Origin of the sequence: Corynebacterium sp. HMSC061H03 (assembly GCF_001838215.1) — a bacterium.
GTDB classification, from domain to species: domain Bacteria; phylum Actinomycetota; class Actinomycetes; order Mycobacteriales; family Mycobacteriaceae; genus Corynebacterium; species Corynebacterium jeikeium_D.
Genome location: NZ_KV836050.1, coordinates 77616 through 91354, shown reverse-complemented (window position 1 = coordinate 91354; position 13739 = coordinate 77616). Strand labels below are relative to the sequence as shown.

Below are 13739 nucleotides of genomic sequence, written 5' to 3'. Positions count from 1 at the left end.
CTTTCATCGATAGATGTGGCCGGTGGAGAGTTTTACTCCTCGTCGCGGTATGGGTTGGCATCGCCTGCGGGCTTTGCGTTTCTAGCCTGCTCAGCCAATTCCGCGTCGCGCGCGCGAGTCCTATCGAGCAGCTCCTCAAGGTGCGCGGAAATCTCCGGCACCGTGTCAACCTCAAAAGCCAGCGTCGGTGTGTAGCGCACACCGGTGCCACGGCCCACCAGGGAACGCAGCTGCCCCTTCGCCTTTTCCAGCGCTGCTGCTGCCGACTCATAGTCCGGTTCCTCGTCGAGCGTACGTCCGCGCACCGTGTAGAAAACTGTGGCGTCGTGCAAATCGCCGGTGACGCGGCAGTCAGTGACAGTCACAAACTCCAGCCGTCGGTCCTTAATCTCACGCTCAATTGCGCTGGCGACAATCTCCTGAATACGCTTGGACAGCCTGCGCGCGCGTGCTGGATCTGCCATTTTTGGCTACTCCCTATCTATCTATACCTGTGCGTAACGATTCGTAGCTAGACCCCATATAGCGTGGGGCCTGAGGTACCCCTTCGCTGACAAAGACCCAATTGGGATCCGGCAAAAACGGTTCAATACAAAGGACTGCTAATACTAACACGCAAAACACTACTCAACTTCGAACCGCATGTTTCGCGACTTCATCAATGTCATCGACAACCGGGAAGCCAGCCCGAGAGGAGCTCAGAATCTTTGCCTACAGCTAACGACCTACCCGCAAGCTCTTAACGGCGCTCCACGAAGTTGTACATCGGTAACCCATTAACAAGAGAGTGATACAAAGTGACCACCTTTCACGAGGATCGATTGCCAACGCTGGATCCGCAATGGTTTCTTCGGAATCAAAGGTGAACTTCCCTGGCCAAATCTTGTCCAATTGCGCAAGAGTCTCCTCTGCGCTCGCAGGACGATAATTCAAAATATTTGTTCGCGGCAGTTCATCTTCGAGTGCAAAGAGACTAGTTTAAAGCCCATAGCGAAAACGATACGCAAAAAAGGCGCTCCCCGAAGGGAGCGCCTTATCAAAGTGCACGCAGCGTTTAGCTTACGTTGCTAAGTACGCGGAACCTCGACCATCTCGTAGACCTCGATAACATCGTCCACCTGGATGTCCGGGTAGGACAGCACCATGCCGCACTCGTAACCGGCTGCGACCTCGGTTGCATCGTCCTTCTCTCGCTTCAGCGACTCGATAGTCGCCGAATCCGTAATGACGTTGCCGTCACGAACCAGGCGAGCCTTCGCGTTGCGGCGGACCTTGCCGGACTCGACCATACAGCCGGCGATGAGGCCAACTGCGGAGGACTTGAAGATGGCGCGAATCTCTGCACGACCAATCTCCTTCTCCTCGTAGACCGGTTTGAGCATGCCCTTCAGAGCAGCCTCGACATCCTCGATAGCACGGTAGATCACCGTGTAGTAGCGGATGTCAACGCCCTCAGCGTTGGCAACCTCGGTGGCCTTGCCCTCGGAGCGAACGTTGAAACCGATGATGACGGCGTCAGACGCAGCAGCCAGCGTGACGTTGGTCTGTGTAACAGCACCGACACCACGGTCGATGATGTTCAGTGCGACCTCGTCGTCGACCTCAATCTTGAGCAGGGCTTCTTCCAGTGCCTCGACGGTACCGGCGTTGTCGCCCTTCAGGATCAGGTTGAGGGTGTTGGTCTCCTTCAGGATTTCGTCCAGGTTCTCCAGGGAGACACGCTTACGACGACGTGCCTGCAGCGCATTACGACGACGTGCGTCGCGGCGGTCTGCAATCTGGCGGGCAGTACGATCCTCGTCAACAACCAGGAGGTTGTCACCAGCACCCGGTACGGAGGTCAGGCCGAGCACCTGAACCGGACGGGAAGGACCGGCCTCATCGACGTCGTTGCCGTACTCATCGACCATGCGGCGAACACGACCATATGCGTCACCGACAACGATCGAATCACCGACGCGCAACGTACCGCGCTGAACGATAACGGTTGCCACCGGACCACGGCCACGGTCAAGGTGAGCCTCAATGGCGACACCCTGGGCGTCCATATCCGGGTTGGCGCGCAGATCCAACGACGCGTCGGCAGTCAACAGCACTGCTTCGAGAAGCTGATCGATGTTGAGACCCTGCTTAGCAGAGATATCGACGAACATAGTGTCGCCGCCCCACTCTTCGTCAGTGAGACCGTATTCAGTCAGCTGACCACGAATCTTCTGCGGATCTGCAGTTTCCTTATCAATCTTGTTGACTGCAACGACAATCGGCACATCAGCGGCCTTGGCGTGGTTAATAGCCTCAACCGTCTGCGGCATGACGCCGTCATCAGCTGCAACAACCAGAATCGCGATATCAGTCGACTTGGCACCACGAGCACGCATGGCGGTAAACGCCTCGTGACCCGGGGTATCCAAGAAGGTAACCTTGCGCTTCTCGCCGTCGAGCTCCACCGGCACCTGGTAAGCACCGATGTGCTGGGTAATACCACCGGACTCGTGGCCACCAACGTTGGCCTTACGAATCGTGTCCAACAGGCGCGTCTTACCGTGGTCGACGTGACCCATCACCGTTACCACTGGCGGGCGCTGTTCCAGGTCCTCATCGTCACCCTCATCCTCACCGAATTGGAGGTCGAAGGACTCAAGTAGTTCACGGTCCTCATCCTCTGGCGAAACAACCTGGACCTTGTAGTCCATCTCGTCGCCGAGCAGCTGCAAGGTCTCGTCGGAAACCGACGCGGTTGCTGTAACCATTTCACCGAGATTGAACAACGCCTGAACCAGTGCTGCGGCATCGGCATTGATCTTCTCAGCGAAGTCGGACAGCGATGCGCCGCGCGCGAGGCGAATGGTCTTGCCATTACCGTTAGGCAGCTTAACGCCGCCCACCACGGATGGTGCCTGCATTGCCTCGTACTCGTTGCGCTTCTGGCGCTTCGACTTCCGTCCGCGACGCGGGGCGCCTCCCGGCCGCCCGAATGCACCTGCAGTTCCACCACGACGTCCGCCGCGACCACCGCGCGGTCCGCCACCCGGGCCACCCGGGCCGCGACCACGGCCGCCGAAGCCACCGCCACCGCCGCCGCGGCTTGCCTTTGCAGGCATCTGCCCCGGGTTCGGGTGCGAAGGCATCATTGCCGGAGTCGGACGATTGCCGCTCGGCTTATTACCGCGGCCCTGTCCGCCTTGCGGACGCGGGCTGCCCTGGCGTCCTCCCGGCTTCGGCCCCGGACGGCCGTTTCCACCCTGCGGGCGAGGGCCACCCTGGCGTCCACCCGGCTTCGGCCCCGGACGGCCAGAACCGCCCTGCGGACGCGGCATGTTGGACGGCCGCGGTGCCGGACGGGACGATCCGCCGGTCGAGAATGGGTTGTTCGCCACACGCGGTGCGCGTCCGCCTGGCTTCGGCCCCGGCTTCGGGCCAGCAGGCTTCGGCGGGCGTGGCATTTCCTGTCCCGGCTTCGGCGAACGGGACGGTGCAGCTGGCTTGGCACCCGGTTTTGCCGCCGCTGGTGCAGCAGGCTTAGCGCCTGGCTTGGCACCCGGTTTTGCTGCCGCCGGTGCAGCAGGCTTAGCGCCTGGCTTAGCTGCTGGCTTCGCACCCGACTTAGCTGCAGCCTTGGCCGCTGGGACCGGTGCGGATGCATCAGCACTTGCGCCAGCATTCTTTTCTTCGTAGACCTTCTTCATCTTTCTGACGACGGGTGGTTCCACCGTCGAAGAAGCGGTCTTAACAAACTCGCCCTGAGCCTTTAGCTCCGCGAGTAGTTCTTTGCTGGTGACCCCGAGCTGCTTAGCGAGCTCATGGACACGTAGCTTTCCGGACACTGCTCTCCTCACTAGTGGGGGCCGAGCAGCGCCCGATGGCGGATTCGTCCGCGCACCGAGAGCGCCTGCAGGGCTCCCTCTTATCTATTGCCGTTCATCGCTGATGCTTCATCGTGTGCTCATCAGTGTTCAGGTCTTTCTGTTCTCATTTTTCCTGCCTCCCTGCTTAGCGACACGCACATCGTCGACGGGGTTGAAATCCTCCGCCGCCGCTTCGTAGTGCGTGGCGATAAACTGTTTAACCGGAAACGCATCTACCTGCGTAGATACCTTCAGTGCGCGGCCAAATGCACGACGCTTGTCGGCGATCTCCCAAGCCTTTAGTGTTGGGGTGATCCAGGCACCTCGTCCCTGCATCCGACGACGCGGATCAGCAACGACGGCTACTGAGCCATCTGAACGGGTGGTAGCGACAATGCGCAGCAGCTCCGAGCAATCGCGGCGCTGCTTAGTTGCAATACAGGTACGTGTGGGTGCAGGTGTATGAGTTGTCGAATTCGGGTTTGTCACCCGCGAAGTCGTCATACTCCTGACGCACCCACCTTCCTGCTAAGAAATTCAGCGCGAAAATTCGCATAAGAAAATCACGCCATGTCGTTTGGCCTTCTCCCAGCATAACCCGAAAAGGCGGGAAAGTGCCAACCCCTTATGCACTTTCCCGCCTCTATCGCGACCTCTAGGACGCTGACCTTGTGTCTACTCCGAGTCGGAGTGGATATCGATTCGCCAGCCGGTCAGACGAGCCGCCAGACGGGCATTCTGCCCCTCCTTGCCGATAGCAAGAGAGAGCTGGTAATCGGGCACCACAACGTGTGCACGGCGCTCGTCCATGTCCAAAATCTTGACGCTAACTACCTTGGCTGGCGCCAGCGAGTTACCAACGAACTTCGCCGGATCCTCGTCGTAGTCGATAATGTCAATCTTCTCGCCCTTGAGCTCGTTCATAATCGAGCTCACACGCTGACCGCGGGGCCCAATGCAGGCGCCCTTAGCGTTGAGACCCTTGACCGTGGGACGTACAGCAACCTTGGTGCGGTGACCGGCCTCGCGCGCAATGGAAATCAATTCCACTGCCCCATCGGCAACTTCCGGAACTTCAAGTTCGAAGAGCTTGCGAATGAGCTCCGGGTGCGTGCGTGACAGGTGAATCGCAACACCGCGCGGTGTCTTGTTCACACCGACGACGTAGCACTTGATGCGGTCGCCGTGCTTGAGTTCCTCACCTGGCAGCTGCTCAGCCGGCATCAGAATACCGTCGCGGCCGTTGGCCTCCGAACCGATGTGGACGACGACAATGCCTTTTTCATTGGCATAGACATCGCGCTGGACCACGCCGGAAATGACCTGGTTAGACAGGTCAGCGTATTCGTCGAGAACCTTGTCGCTCTCCGCATCCCGCAGACGGGAAAGGATGGTCTGACGAACAGCGAATGCAGCGGTACGCTCAAAGTCCTCCGGAGTGTCGTCCCATTCGGAGATGAGATTGCCCTCGTCGTCGCGCTCCTGGGCAAAGACTATGACGTCACCGGTCTCACGGTCGATTTCGACGCGCGCGTACTGTGCCGGTGCGGTGGTATTACGGTAGCTTTCACGCAATGCCCGGGCGACCAGTCCCAGCATTTCGTCGACAGGAATACCCTTTTCCTTTTCCAAGGTTCGCAGGGCAGCTAGTTCAATCTTCACTTGTTATCCTCCAGCCTGGTCAAGGCATCGTCATAGTCTAGTCCCGCAAAATCTTTTTCGGCTGCGGGCGGATTAGAGAATTCAACTTGTACCACTGCACGGGCCACATTGGTTAATTGGACACGCTGACCAACAGCCTTCAAACGCCCCTTTGGCCCTTTAGAGGTAACGAGAATGATGGATTCTTCATCCGGCGACAGCGCACCAATGCGGGCTGCAATCGCGGAACCGTCGGCAAGCGAAATCTCCGCAATACGACCACGGTTACGACGCCAGTGCCGAGGCTGAGTCAGCGGTGCGTCGATACCAGGAGTGGAAATTTCCAAGGTGTAGCCCTGAGCGCCGAAGTCGGCTTCACCACGTGCCTCCGCGGCATCCAGAGCCGAAGATACTTCATGCGTGGCCTGTTCCAGAACATCGAGGTCAGGACGCTCATCTGCGTCAACCAACACAATGACCTGTGACTTTGCGCCGGCGCGAACGACCTTGACATCTTCCACATCCAGGCCGATTTGTGCGAGCGCCGGGCTCACAAACTGTTCAATTTTCTCGGGTGCGGGTATCGCCATAGTCGTAGAGTCTACAGGTCAAGTGCTAGGAATTGCGCACCTGGGCGCTTTCCACACACCGCATTGATACAAAGTGCCGCCCGCCGTGGCACCATAGTGAGGTGATTGTTGAACCTCCCGCCCCCAGCTCTGCTTCCGCATCGCGTCGCACTCGTACTCTCTCGCGCCGTGGCTTCCTCGCTGCTGCCCTCGCCGCGGGATCACTTCCCGCGCTCTCCGCGTGCTCGCATCTGGTGGCACCGCGCCCGGATTACGCCATTGAGGTTCTCCACGCGCTCGCCGCGCGCGATGCACGTTCGCTTATCGACGCCAATCCTGACCTCGCAGCCGTGCGCTCCGCGCAAGTTACCGAACTGGATAAGGAAATCACACGCGCCTGCGGCACCCACAAGGACGGTAAACCGGTCGATGAATGCGGCTCGGACGCAGCAGTCCTAGGATCCCTGCCTACCGGTACCGATGCGAAGTTACTGCTCACAGACTCGCGAAATAATCCAGTACTGACGAAGGCTCTGGATTCACGCACGACGCTGCGGGAAGCGCACACTGCGCGCCTTGCTACAGCTGTTGATGGCGGTATAGTCCTCGCACTGCGTGCGGCGGGTGCCAAATGGGAGGAACTCGTCCCCTTGATTCCCAGTGACAGGGATGAAATATCGGGTGCCGAAGAGCAGATGACTAAGGCACTGCAGGCCGAATACATGATGATTTACGGTGTCGGTGTAGCCGCACCACGTGTCGGAGGCGATACCACTACTGCTCTTTTGGCTCGTGGCGAGCGCCACCGTATTTTGCGCGATCGTGCCCGACTAATTTTGGAAGATTCCGACGTTGAGGTGCCGGAGAGCGCACCTGGCTATATGCCGGAAGATGCTCCTTCACCGGATACAGCGCCCGTCGATTATATGGTTGCGTTGGAACGCTACTGCGTGCAGGCGTGGGAAGACGTGCTGCTTGCTGCTAATAACTCTCGGATGCGTATGTTCGCACTGCAGGCAGCTGGTGTGGCTGCCGCCGGTGCGACAGCGCTAGGTGGCAACAACTTGGAGCCGTTGCCCGGGCTCTAAGCCTTGCGAACCAGCTCCGCGACGTGAGCTGCAATGCCGTCAGCGGCGACCTCGTCGGTCTCGTTGGTCAGGCGGTTACGCAGCTCCACCTTGCCGTCCGCGTAGCCACGGCCAAAGATGACCACAAACGGCATACCCAGCAGCTCGGCGTCCTTGAACTTCACACCGGGGCTGACCTTCGGACGGTCGTCGAAAAGCACCTCAATGCCCTGCTGACTGAGGTCTTCCGCCAGCTGTTCGGCGGCCTCAGCTGCTTCGGCGTTCTTGCCGGCCACAGCGATGTGAACCTTGTACGGAGCTGCGGCAACTGGCCACTTGAGGCCCTTTTCATCCAACTGCTGTTCTGCGAGGACAGCGACCAGGCGGGACACGCCAATACCGTAGGACCCCATCGTCGGACGAGCACGCTTACCGTTGACATCGAGGATGTCGACTTCAAAGGCGTTGGTGTACTTGCGGCCCAACTGGAAAATGTGACCGATTTCGATGCCGCGCTCAATCTTCAGCGTGCCATGCCCCTCCGGAGCCGGGTCGCCGTCACGCACCTCTGCGACATCGCAAATACCGTCAATCTGGAAGTCGCGACCAGCGACTACATCGACAATGTGCTTGCCTTCCTCGTTGGCTCCTGTAATCCAATTCGTGCCCTCCGCCACGCGGGGATCAGCTAGGACCTTCACACCGTGATCGGCGAGCCCCTGCGGGCCGACGTAGCCCTTGATCAGGAAGTCATTGGCTGCGAAGTCCTTGTCCTCCAGCAAGCGCGCCTCACCCGGTTCAAATGCGACTTCGAGACGCTTTTCATCGACCTCACGGTCACCGGGAACCAGGATTGCGGTGAGCTGTTCCGGCAGGGCGTTGCCCTCCTTATCGACCTTCTTCGGGTCGACGGCGACGAGAACGCACTTCAAAGTATCAGCAGCAGTGACCTCGCGTCCGAGGTCTGCGCCATTGGCCCAATCAACAAGCGCTGCGATGGTGGTGCAGTTCGGAGACTCGTAAACCTTCGCCTCCGGCTGTCCCTCAATCCGCTGCGGTTCGACTGCCGGAATCTTCACGGCTTCAACGTTGGCGGCGTACTCACCGTCGGTGGAGACTACGAAGGAGTCTTCGCCATTTTCGCTAACAGCCAGGAACTCCTCGGAGGCCGAACCGCCCATAGCGCCGGAGATGGCGTGGCAGATTTCGTACTTAATGCCCAGCCGGTCAAAAATTCGCTGGTAGGCACCGCGGTGCTGCTGATAAGAATTCGCCAGCCCCTCGTCGTCCATGTCGAAGGAGTAAGAGTCCTTCATCACGAACTCGCGGCCACGCAGAATACCGGCGCGCGGGCGGGCCTCGTCGCGGTACTTGGTCTGAATCTGAAACAGCGTCGTCGGGAAATCCTTGTAGGAGCTGAAAAGATCCTTGACAGCCAGCGCGAACATCTCTTCGTGCGTCGGCCCCAGCAGGTAGTCCGCGCCCTTGCGATCCTTCAGACGGAACAGCTCGGGGCCATATTCAGTCCACCGATTCGTCGCCTCGTACGGTTCACGCGGGAGCAGTGCGGGGAATGCCAACTCCTGTGCGCCAATACCTTCCATCTCCTCGCGCACAACCTTCTCTACGTTGCGCAAAACCTTCAAGCCCAGTGGCAGCCAGGAGTACACACCAGGGGCAGTTCGCCGGATGTAGCCGGCACGGACGAGCAGCTTGTGGCTAGGGACCTCGGCGTCAGCTGGATCCTCGCGCAGTGTGCGCAGAAACAGCTGGGACATTCGCGTAATCATGAGTGTTGATTTTACCCGTCGATCCTTCTTCGCAACATGCGGGGCATTACTATGGTGCCCATGCTCGTAGTCCTACCCCCATCTGAAACCAAAGCCACTGGTGGCAGCCATCCCGCAGTGGACTTTTCCTCGCTGAGCTTCGGCTCCCTCAACCCCATCCGCGAGCGCATTGCAGCCGATCTCGTGGCATTAAGTGCGAACAGGGAAGCTGCGATGGAAACACTGAAACTGGGGCCACGTCTCGCTGACGAAGTCACGGCTAATGTTGCACTCCTAGAGTCACCGACCATGCCGGCCCTCGAGCGTTATACCGGGGTGCTCTACGACGCACTCTCCCCCAGCGATCTGCCGGAAACCGGCCGGGCTCGACTCGCCATCGGGTCAGCGCTCTTCGGTGTCATTGGCGGGGACGACCTCATCCCCCACTACCGTCTCTCTGGTACGGTCAAGCTCCCCTTCGCGGATCAGCCTGCCGACGCAGCGCCCACTATGAAGCGCCGTTGGGGCACCGCCATCACCGAGGCTCTCAATAATGTCGACTTCCTTATCGACCTTCGTTCCGGCACCTACGCCAATTTGGGCAAAGTCAAGACCGCGACAACGATGACCGTGCTCACCGCCGAGGGCAAAATCGTCAGCCACTTCAACAAGCACTACAAGGGCCTATTTGCCCGAGCCATCGCCCTTTCCGACACGGTACCGAGCTCCCCCACAGAGGCCGTCGACATCGCGCGCGCCGCAGGATACAACGTCTCGCTTGACGACGACACCCTCATCTTCCGCGTCCCGGAAAACTAAATGTCGTCGTTGTAGCGCTTCCGGCCTGCGACAATCGCAACAATCAGAGCAATAACAGCGATGAAAATGCTGTCGTATCGCGATCCTTCTCCGCCCAGGAGAAGGAGGCGGAAGATGATCATGGCTCCGAGGTAGAACACCAGGAAGGTCGCAGCGCCCAACCAGATGGCGCTACGCAACTGATCGTCGGCAAGCAGTCGGGTAACAAGCCCTGCCTTTTGCTGCTTTGGCTCTCGTTTCTTCGACTTGTTGTTGCTCGACTTGTTGTTCCTACTCATCGCCCTCATCCAGACCGGCAACTTCACCGATGACGATAACGGCGGGTGGCTTGATTGCCTCTTCGACCATTTTCTCGCCAAGCTCGCCGAGCGTGCAGCGTAGCGACCGCTGATTCGGCAGCGTGCCGTCCTGGATGACCGCAGCCGGAGTCTTCGGGCTGCGGCCGGCCTTCATCAAAGCCTCGGCGATCTTCGGCCCGTTCTTAACTCCCATAATGATGGCAATAGTGCCGTGCATCCGGCCCAGCGCGTCCCAATTGACCAGAGACGTCTTGTGTCCTGGTGGGACGTGGCCGGACACAACAGTGAATTCATGGTTGACACCACGCATGGTAACTGGGATACCAATCGTCCCCGGTACCGCCAGGGCCGAGGTAATACCCGGCACAACGCGAACCGGCACACCTGCCTTCTGCAGCTCCTGAAGCTCTTCAAAACCGCGGCCGAAGATGTACGGATCACCACCCTTGAGCCGGACCACAAAGTAGCCCTCACGGGCACGATGAACTAGGAGTTCATTAATACGATCCTGGGCCATGGCACGACCGTAAGGAAGCTTGCCGGCATCGATAATTTCGACATCCGGCTCCAAATCACCGAGCAGCGACAGCGGACCGAGGTGGTCTGCAACGACGACGTCGGCAAGCCGGAGCAGGCGACGCCCTTCAACGGTAATGAGGCCGGGATCGCCCGGGCCACCGCCTACGAGTGCGACCTGACCAGCGAGGTCCCCGGCGCGCGACGCGCGACGTCCGGTCAGCGCCACAGGAGTAAGAGGGCTGGAAGACCCGGTTTCATCATCGACAAGAATGCCTCGGCGGTGCCCCTCGAGTGTCACCTCCCGCAGCAACGACTCGTCGCAGCAGACCATGAGAGCCTTGCCCCAACTCATCGCCTCGGTAAAACCGGTGCGGGTCAAAGTAATACGGCCGTCTGCAGCCCAGGCCTCAATCGCAGTAGTTACTTCCCCACCCTCACACACAGTGACATCAGCACCAGAGTCCAACAACCGAGGAATCACGCGCTCTGCAGCTGTGGAACCGCCAATCACCAACACACCGTAGTCTTTGAGAAGCAAACTCATGGCTAATACCTTACCCGGCGCACGAAGCGACAAAGCGACTGACGTTCCCTGGCGCACCGGCTGGATGAACATGCAGGTACCCGGCGTGAATCCGCCCAGAATCAGAAACGAAGCCGTCGCGAACTGTCTCGCCTTGATATCCACGCCAACCCCAGGCGGGTTGCCATCCGGCCGCGGCAGCGGCACTTGCGGTGTCATCGGTAAGTGCTGTCTTGTGGAACTCGTGACCGCGCACACGCGCCCCGACTGGGCACAGCGCAGAATCTGTCAGAGCCACAGCCTCCCGGTACCCCAGCTTCAGCCGTGCCATGTGTGCTCGACCCGGGATGATGCCGCACATACGGCGCCCGCCGAGATCTTCAAGCAACCAGAGGAGACCCGCACATTCGCCGTGAATCAGGGCACCATCCTCGGCAGCCTGACGTAGATCTCGACGAATGTCATCGCGAACCGATAGCGCTTCAGCATGCTCTTCCGGGAATCCACCGGGCACGATGTAGCCTTCGGCTGTCGGCAGTTCGTCAACCAACGGGTCAAAATCCACGACCTCGGCTCCAGTGGCTCTCAATAGCTCACGGTGCTCTGCATAGGTAAACGAGAACGCAGGGCCCGCCGCGACCGCCACGCGCACGCGACGCTCAGTGGCCAGCGGTTCAACAAACTGTGCGGGGTCCCACGGCTCAGCTGGATAGGGCTGCTGAGCAAGCTGAATCAGCCGGTCGATGTCGATGTAAGTCTCTACCAAGTTGGCCATCGATTCAATGACGGTTTCTAACTGCTCACCCTGCTCGACTGCAGTCACCAGCCCCAAATGCCTGCTGGGCACCTCAATATCGGTCACTCGCGGAATAGCACCGAGCACCTCGACACCCATGGCCTCCACAGAACGAGTGATGATGTCCGCATGTCGCGGGCTGCCCACCTGATTAATAATCACGCCACTGACACGGACATCAGTGCGAAGCGTGGAGAAACCGTGGACGACTGCCGCCGCCGACTGCGACATGTGCCGGGCATCAATAACCAACACCACCGGAAGTCCCAAGAGCGAGGCAATCTCAGCTGTCGACCCCTCCACCGACAGCGGGTCGTTGCCGATACGGCCGTCAAAAAGCCCCATCACACCTTCGACTACCGCAATATCGCTGTCAGCAGCTCCATGCGCATAGAGTGACCCAATCATCTCAGGCGCGCACATGAAAGAATCTAGATTGCGTCCGGGGCGACCAGCGGCTACCCCGTGATAGCCGGGATCAATATAGTCGGGTCCGACTTTGAAAGGTGCCACCGCCTGGCGGCGCGACAGTGCACGCATCAAACCCGTGGAAATTGTCGTCTTTCCCGTGCCTGAAGCTGTCGCCGCGATGACAATTCCAGGCGCTACCACTCGATGCCCTTTTGTCCCTTACGTCCGACATCCATCGGGTGCTTAATCTTGGTCATCTCCGTCACCAGATCCGCGACCTCCACGAGCTTCGGATCCGCATCGCGGCCAGTCATCACCACATGCTGGCGGCCGGGACGGTTCCTCAATGTCTCCACCACATCGTCGACATCAATCCAACCCCACTTGATTGGGTAGGTGAACTCGTCGAGGACGTAGAAGTCGTGCACCTCATTTTCCAGGCGCCGCTTGATCTCCTGCCATCCCTCGGCAGCAGCTGCCGCATGGTCCTCCTCAGTGCCCTGCTTACGCGACCAAGACCATCCTTCACCCATCTTGTGCCATTCGACCGGGCCGCCTTCCCCCGTGTCGTCGTGAAGCTCGCCCAATCGGCGCATGACAGCTTCCTCACCAACCTTCCACTTTGCCGACTTCACAAACTGGAAGACACCGATGTTCATCCCCTGATTCCACGCGCGCATCGCCATACCGAATGCCGCGGTGGACTTGCCCTTACCTGGGCCCGTATGCACCGCAGTAATCGGAATCATGCGACGCTGCCTGGTGGTCAGTCCATCGTTGGGAATTGATTTGGGGTCAAGCTTTCCTTGTGCCATGGTCTCGATGATAGGCATGGACCACACCCGCCACGGCTTCGGCATTGAGTTCGGAGAGATTTATGCAGGTCGCACCCAATTCCACGCTGAGTTCCTGTGCCAGCCCCAGCCGCACGCGAGAGCGCTCACAGTCGATAACCACCGTCGCCGCCAACGCTTGACGACGGATCTTTGCGGCCACAGCCCTCGCCTGCTGCAGGCCATTTTTACCCGTTGCTCGGCCGTCGGAAAGCAAGACCATGATTGCGCGCCGTGTGGGCTCCCTATGGGCTTCCCGAACTACCACTTCGTGTGCCTTCAGCAATCCTTCGGCCAATGGAGTTCGGCCACCAGTGCGGACATCTGCGAGGCGACGTACTGCGGTGTCGATAGACTTCGTCGGCGGTAAAACTAATTCGGCGTTATTTCCGCGGAAAGTAACGACAGCGACTTTATCGCGGCTTTGGTAGGCATCACGCAGCAGCGATGTGACCGCGCCGGTGACGGCTGCCAGACGGTCGCGTGCTGCCATGGAACCCGAGGTGTCCACGACAAAGACGACCAGATTGGACTCAGTTCCCTGTCGAATAGCGCCGTGAACGTCCTCCGGTTCCAGAGGGATCATCGAGTCGCCCATCCGGGCGCCACGATTGGCCGCCGCCAACACTGTCGCCGGCACGTGGAGAC

13 protein-coding genes are annotated in these 13739 nt (G+C 59.5%); 2 read left to right on the top strand and 11 right to left on the bottom strand.

The genetic code is table 11. The features are described 5' to 3' along the window. Positions 1–32: 32 nt before the first annotated feature. From rbfA to rimP, 5 genes are all read right to left on the bottom strand, one after another. Positions 33–464, bottom strand: a complete 432-nt coding sequence (rbfA, locus tag HMPREF2787_RS01900) for a 30S ribosome-binding factor RbfA (RefSeq protein ID WP_070858220.1) — start codon at positions 462–464, stop codon at positions 33–35. A 603-nt stretch (positions 465–1067) separates the two neighbouring features. After that, positions 1068–3824: a translation initiation factor IF-2 gene (infB, locus tag HMPREF2787_RS01895; protein WP_070858219.1), complete on the bottom strand. Its 2757-nt coding sequence runs from the start codon at positions 3822–3824 to the stop codon at positions 1068–1070. Between the two features lie 129 nt (positions 3825–3953). Further along, on the bottom strand, positions 3954–4349 hold the full coding sequence (locus HMPREF2787_RS01890; RefSeq protein WP_070858218.1) for a YlxR family protein: 396 nt from the start codon (positions 4347–4349) through the stop codon (positions 3954–3956). Positions 4350–4520: 171 nt separating this feature from the next. After that, positions 4521–5507: a transcription termination factor NusA gene (gene nusA / locus HMPREF2787_RS01885; RefSeq protein ID WP_070858217.1), complete on the bottom strand. Its 987-nt coding sequence runs from the start codon at positions 5505–5507 to the stop codon at positions 4521–4523. Continuing rightward, positions 5504–6076 (bottom strand): ribosome maturation factor RimP, encoded by a 573-nt coding sequence (gene rimP / locus HMPREF2787_RS01880; protein ID WP_070858216.1) that lies wholly within the window; start codon positions 6074–6076, stop codon positions 5504–5506. The genes nusA and rimP overlap by 4 nt, the downstream gene beginning before the upstream one ends. A gap of 101 nt (positions 6077–6177) precedes the next feature. On the opposite strand from rimP, the gene HMPREF2787_RS01875 reads away from it, so the two are divergent. Beyond that, positions 6178–7143, top strand: a complete 966-nt coding sequence (locus tag HMPREF2787_RS01875) for a DUF4439 domain-containing protein (protein ID WP_246824144.1) — start codon at positions 6178–6180, stop codon at positions 7141–7143. Here HMPREF2787_RS01875 and HMPREF2787_RS01870 read toward each other — a convergent pair. After that, positions 7140–8912, bottom strand: a complete 1773-nt coding sequence (locus tag HMPREF2787_RS01870; RefSeq protein WP_070858214.1) for a proline--tRNA ligase — start codon at positions 8910–8912, stop codon at positions 7140–7142. The two genes, HMPREF2787_RS01875 and HMPREF2787_RS01870, sit on opposite strands and share 4 nt — an antisense overlap. 60 nt (positions 8913–8972) lie before the next feature. Here HMPREF2787_RS01870 and HMPREF2787_RS01865 point away from each other — a divergent pair, with 60 nt between their 5' ends. After that, positions 8973–9710: a YaaA family protein gene (locus tag HMPREF2787_RS01865; RefSeq protein WP_070858276.1), complete on the top strand. Its 738-nt coding sequence runs from the start codon at positions 8973–8975 to the stop codon at positions 9708–9710. Here HMPREF2787_RS01865 and HMPREF2787_RS01860 read toward each other — a convergent pair. From HMPREF2787_RS01860 to HMPREF2787_RS01840, 5 genes are read right to left on the bottom strand one after another with little or no spacing between them, the layout of a single operon-like run. Continuing rightward, positions 9707–9988, bottom strand: a complete 282-nt coding sequence (locus HMPREF2787_RS01860) for a hypothetical protein (protein WP_246824143.1) — start codon at positions 9986–9988, stop codon at positions 9707–9709. The genes HMPREF2787_RS01865 and HMPREF2787_RS01860 overlap by 4 nt on opposite strands. Continuing rightward, positions 9981–11072 carry a uroporphyrinogen-III C-methyltransferase gene (gene cobA, locus HMPREF2787_RS01855; RefSeq protein ID WP_070858212.1) on the bottom strand — a complete coding sequence of 364 codons (1092 nt, stop codon included), beginning with the start codon at positions 11070–11072 and terminating at the stop codon, positions 9981–9983. Before cobA ends, HMPREF2787_RS01860 begins: the two co-directional genes overlap by 8 nt. A gap of 10 nt (positions 11073–11082) precedes the next feature. After that, the gene (locus HMPREF2787_RS01850; RefSeq protein ID WP_070858211.1) at positions 11083–12459 is read right to left on the bottom strand and encodes a cobyrinic acid a,c-diamide synthase CobB; all 1377 of its coding nucleotides are present in this window, start codon (positions 12457–12459) and stop codon (positions 11083–11085) included. After that, entirely contained in the window at positions 12453–13073 is a 621-nt protein-coding gene (gene cobO / locus HMPREF2787_RS01845; RefSeq protein ID WP_042389270.1) for a cob(I)yrinic acid a,c-diamide adenosyltransferase, read from the bottom strand. The genes HMPREF2787_RS01850 and cobO overlap by 7 nt, the downstream gene beginning before the upstream one ends. Beyond that, positions 13054–13731 (bottom strand): vWA domain-containing protein, encoded by a 678-nt coding sequence (locus HMPREF2787_RS01840; RefSeq protein WP_224784241.1) that lies wholly within the window; start codon positions 13729–13731, stop codon positions 13054–13056. The genes cobO and HMPREF2787_RS01840 overlap by 20 nt, the downstream gene beginning before the upstream one ends. Between the last annotated feature and the right edge of the window lie 8 nt (positions 13732–13739).

Bases quoted from the DNA above. Each gene is read 5' to 3' on its own strand.
- rbfA (WP_070858220.1), bottom strand. From the start codon at position 464: ATGGCAGATCCAGCACGCGCGCGCAGGCTGTCCAAGCGTATTCAGGAG.
- HMPREF2787_RS01890 (WP_070858218.1), bottom strand. From the start codon at position 4,349: ATGACGACTTCGCGGGTGACAAACCCGAATTCGACAACTCATACACCT.
- rimP (WP_070858216.1), bottom strand. From the start codon at position 6,076: ATGGCGATACCCGCACCCGAGAAAATTGAACAGTTTGTGAGCCCGGCG.
- HMPREF2787_RS01870 (WP_070858214.1), bottom strand. From the start codon at position 8,912: ATGATTACGCGAATGTCCCAGCTGTTTCTGCGCACACTGCGCGAGGAT.
- HMPREF2787_RS01865 (WP_070858276.1), top strand. From the start codon at position 8,973: ATGCTCGTAGTCCTACCCCCATCTGAAACCAAAGCCACTGGTGGCAGC.
- HMPREF2787_RS01860 (WP_246824143.1), bottom strand. From the start codon at position 9,988: ATGAGTAGGAACAACAAGTCGAGCAACAACAAGTCGAAGAAACGAGAG.
- cobA (WP_070858212.1), bottom strand. From the start codon at position 11,072: ATGAGTTTGCTTCTCAAAGACTACGGTGTGTTGGTGATTGGCGGTTCC.
- cobO (WP_042389270.1), bottom strand. From the start codon at position 13,073: ATGGCACAAGGAAAGCTTGACCCCAAATCAATTCCCAACGATGGACTG.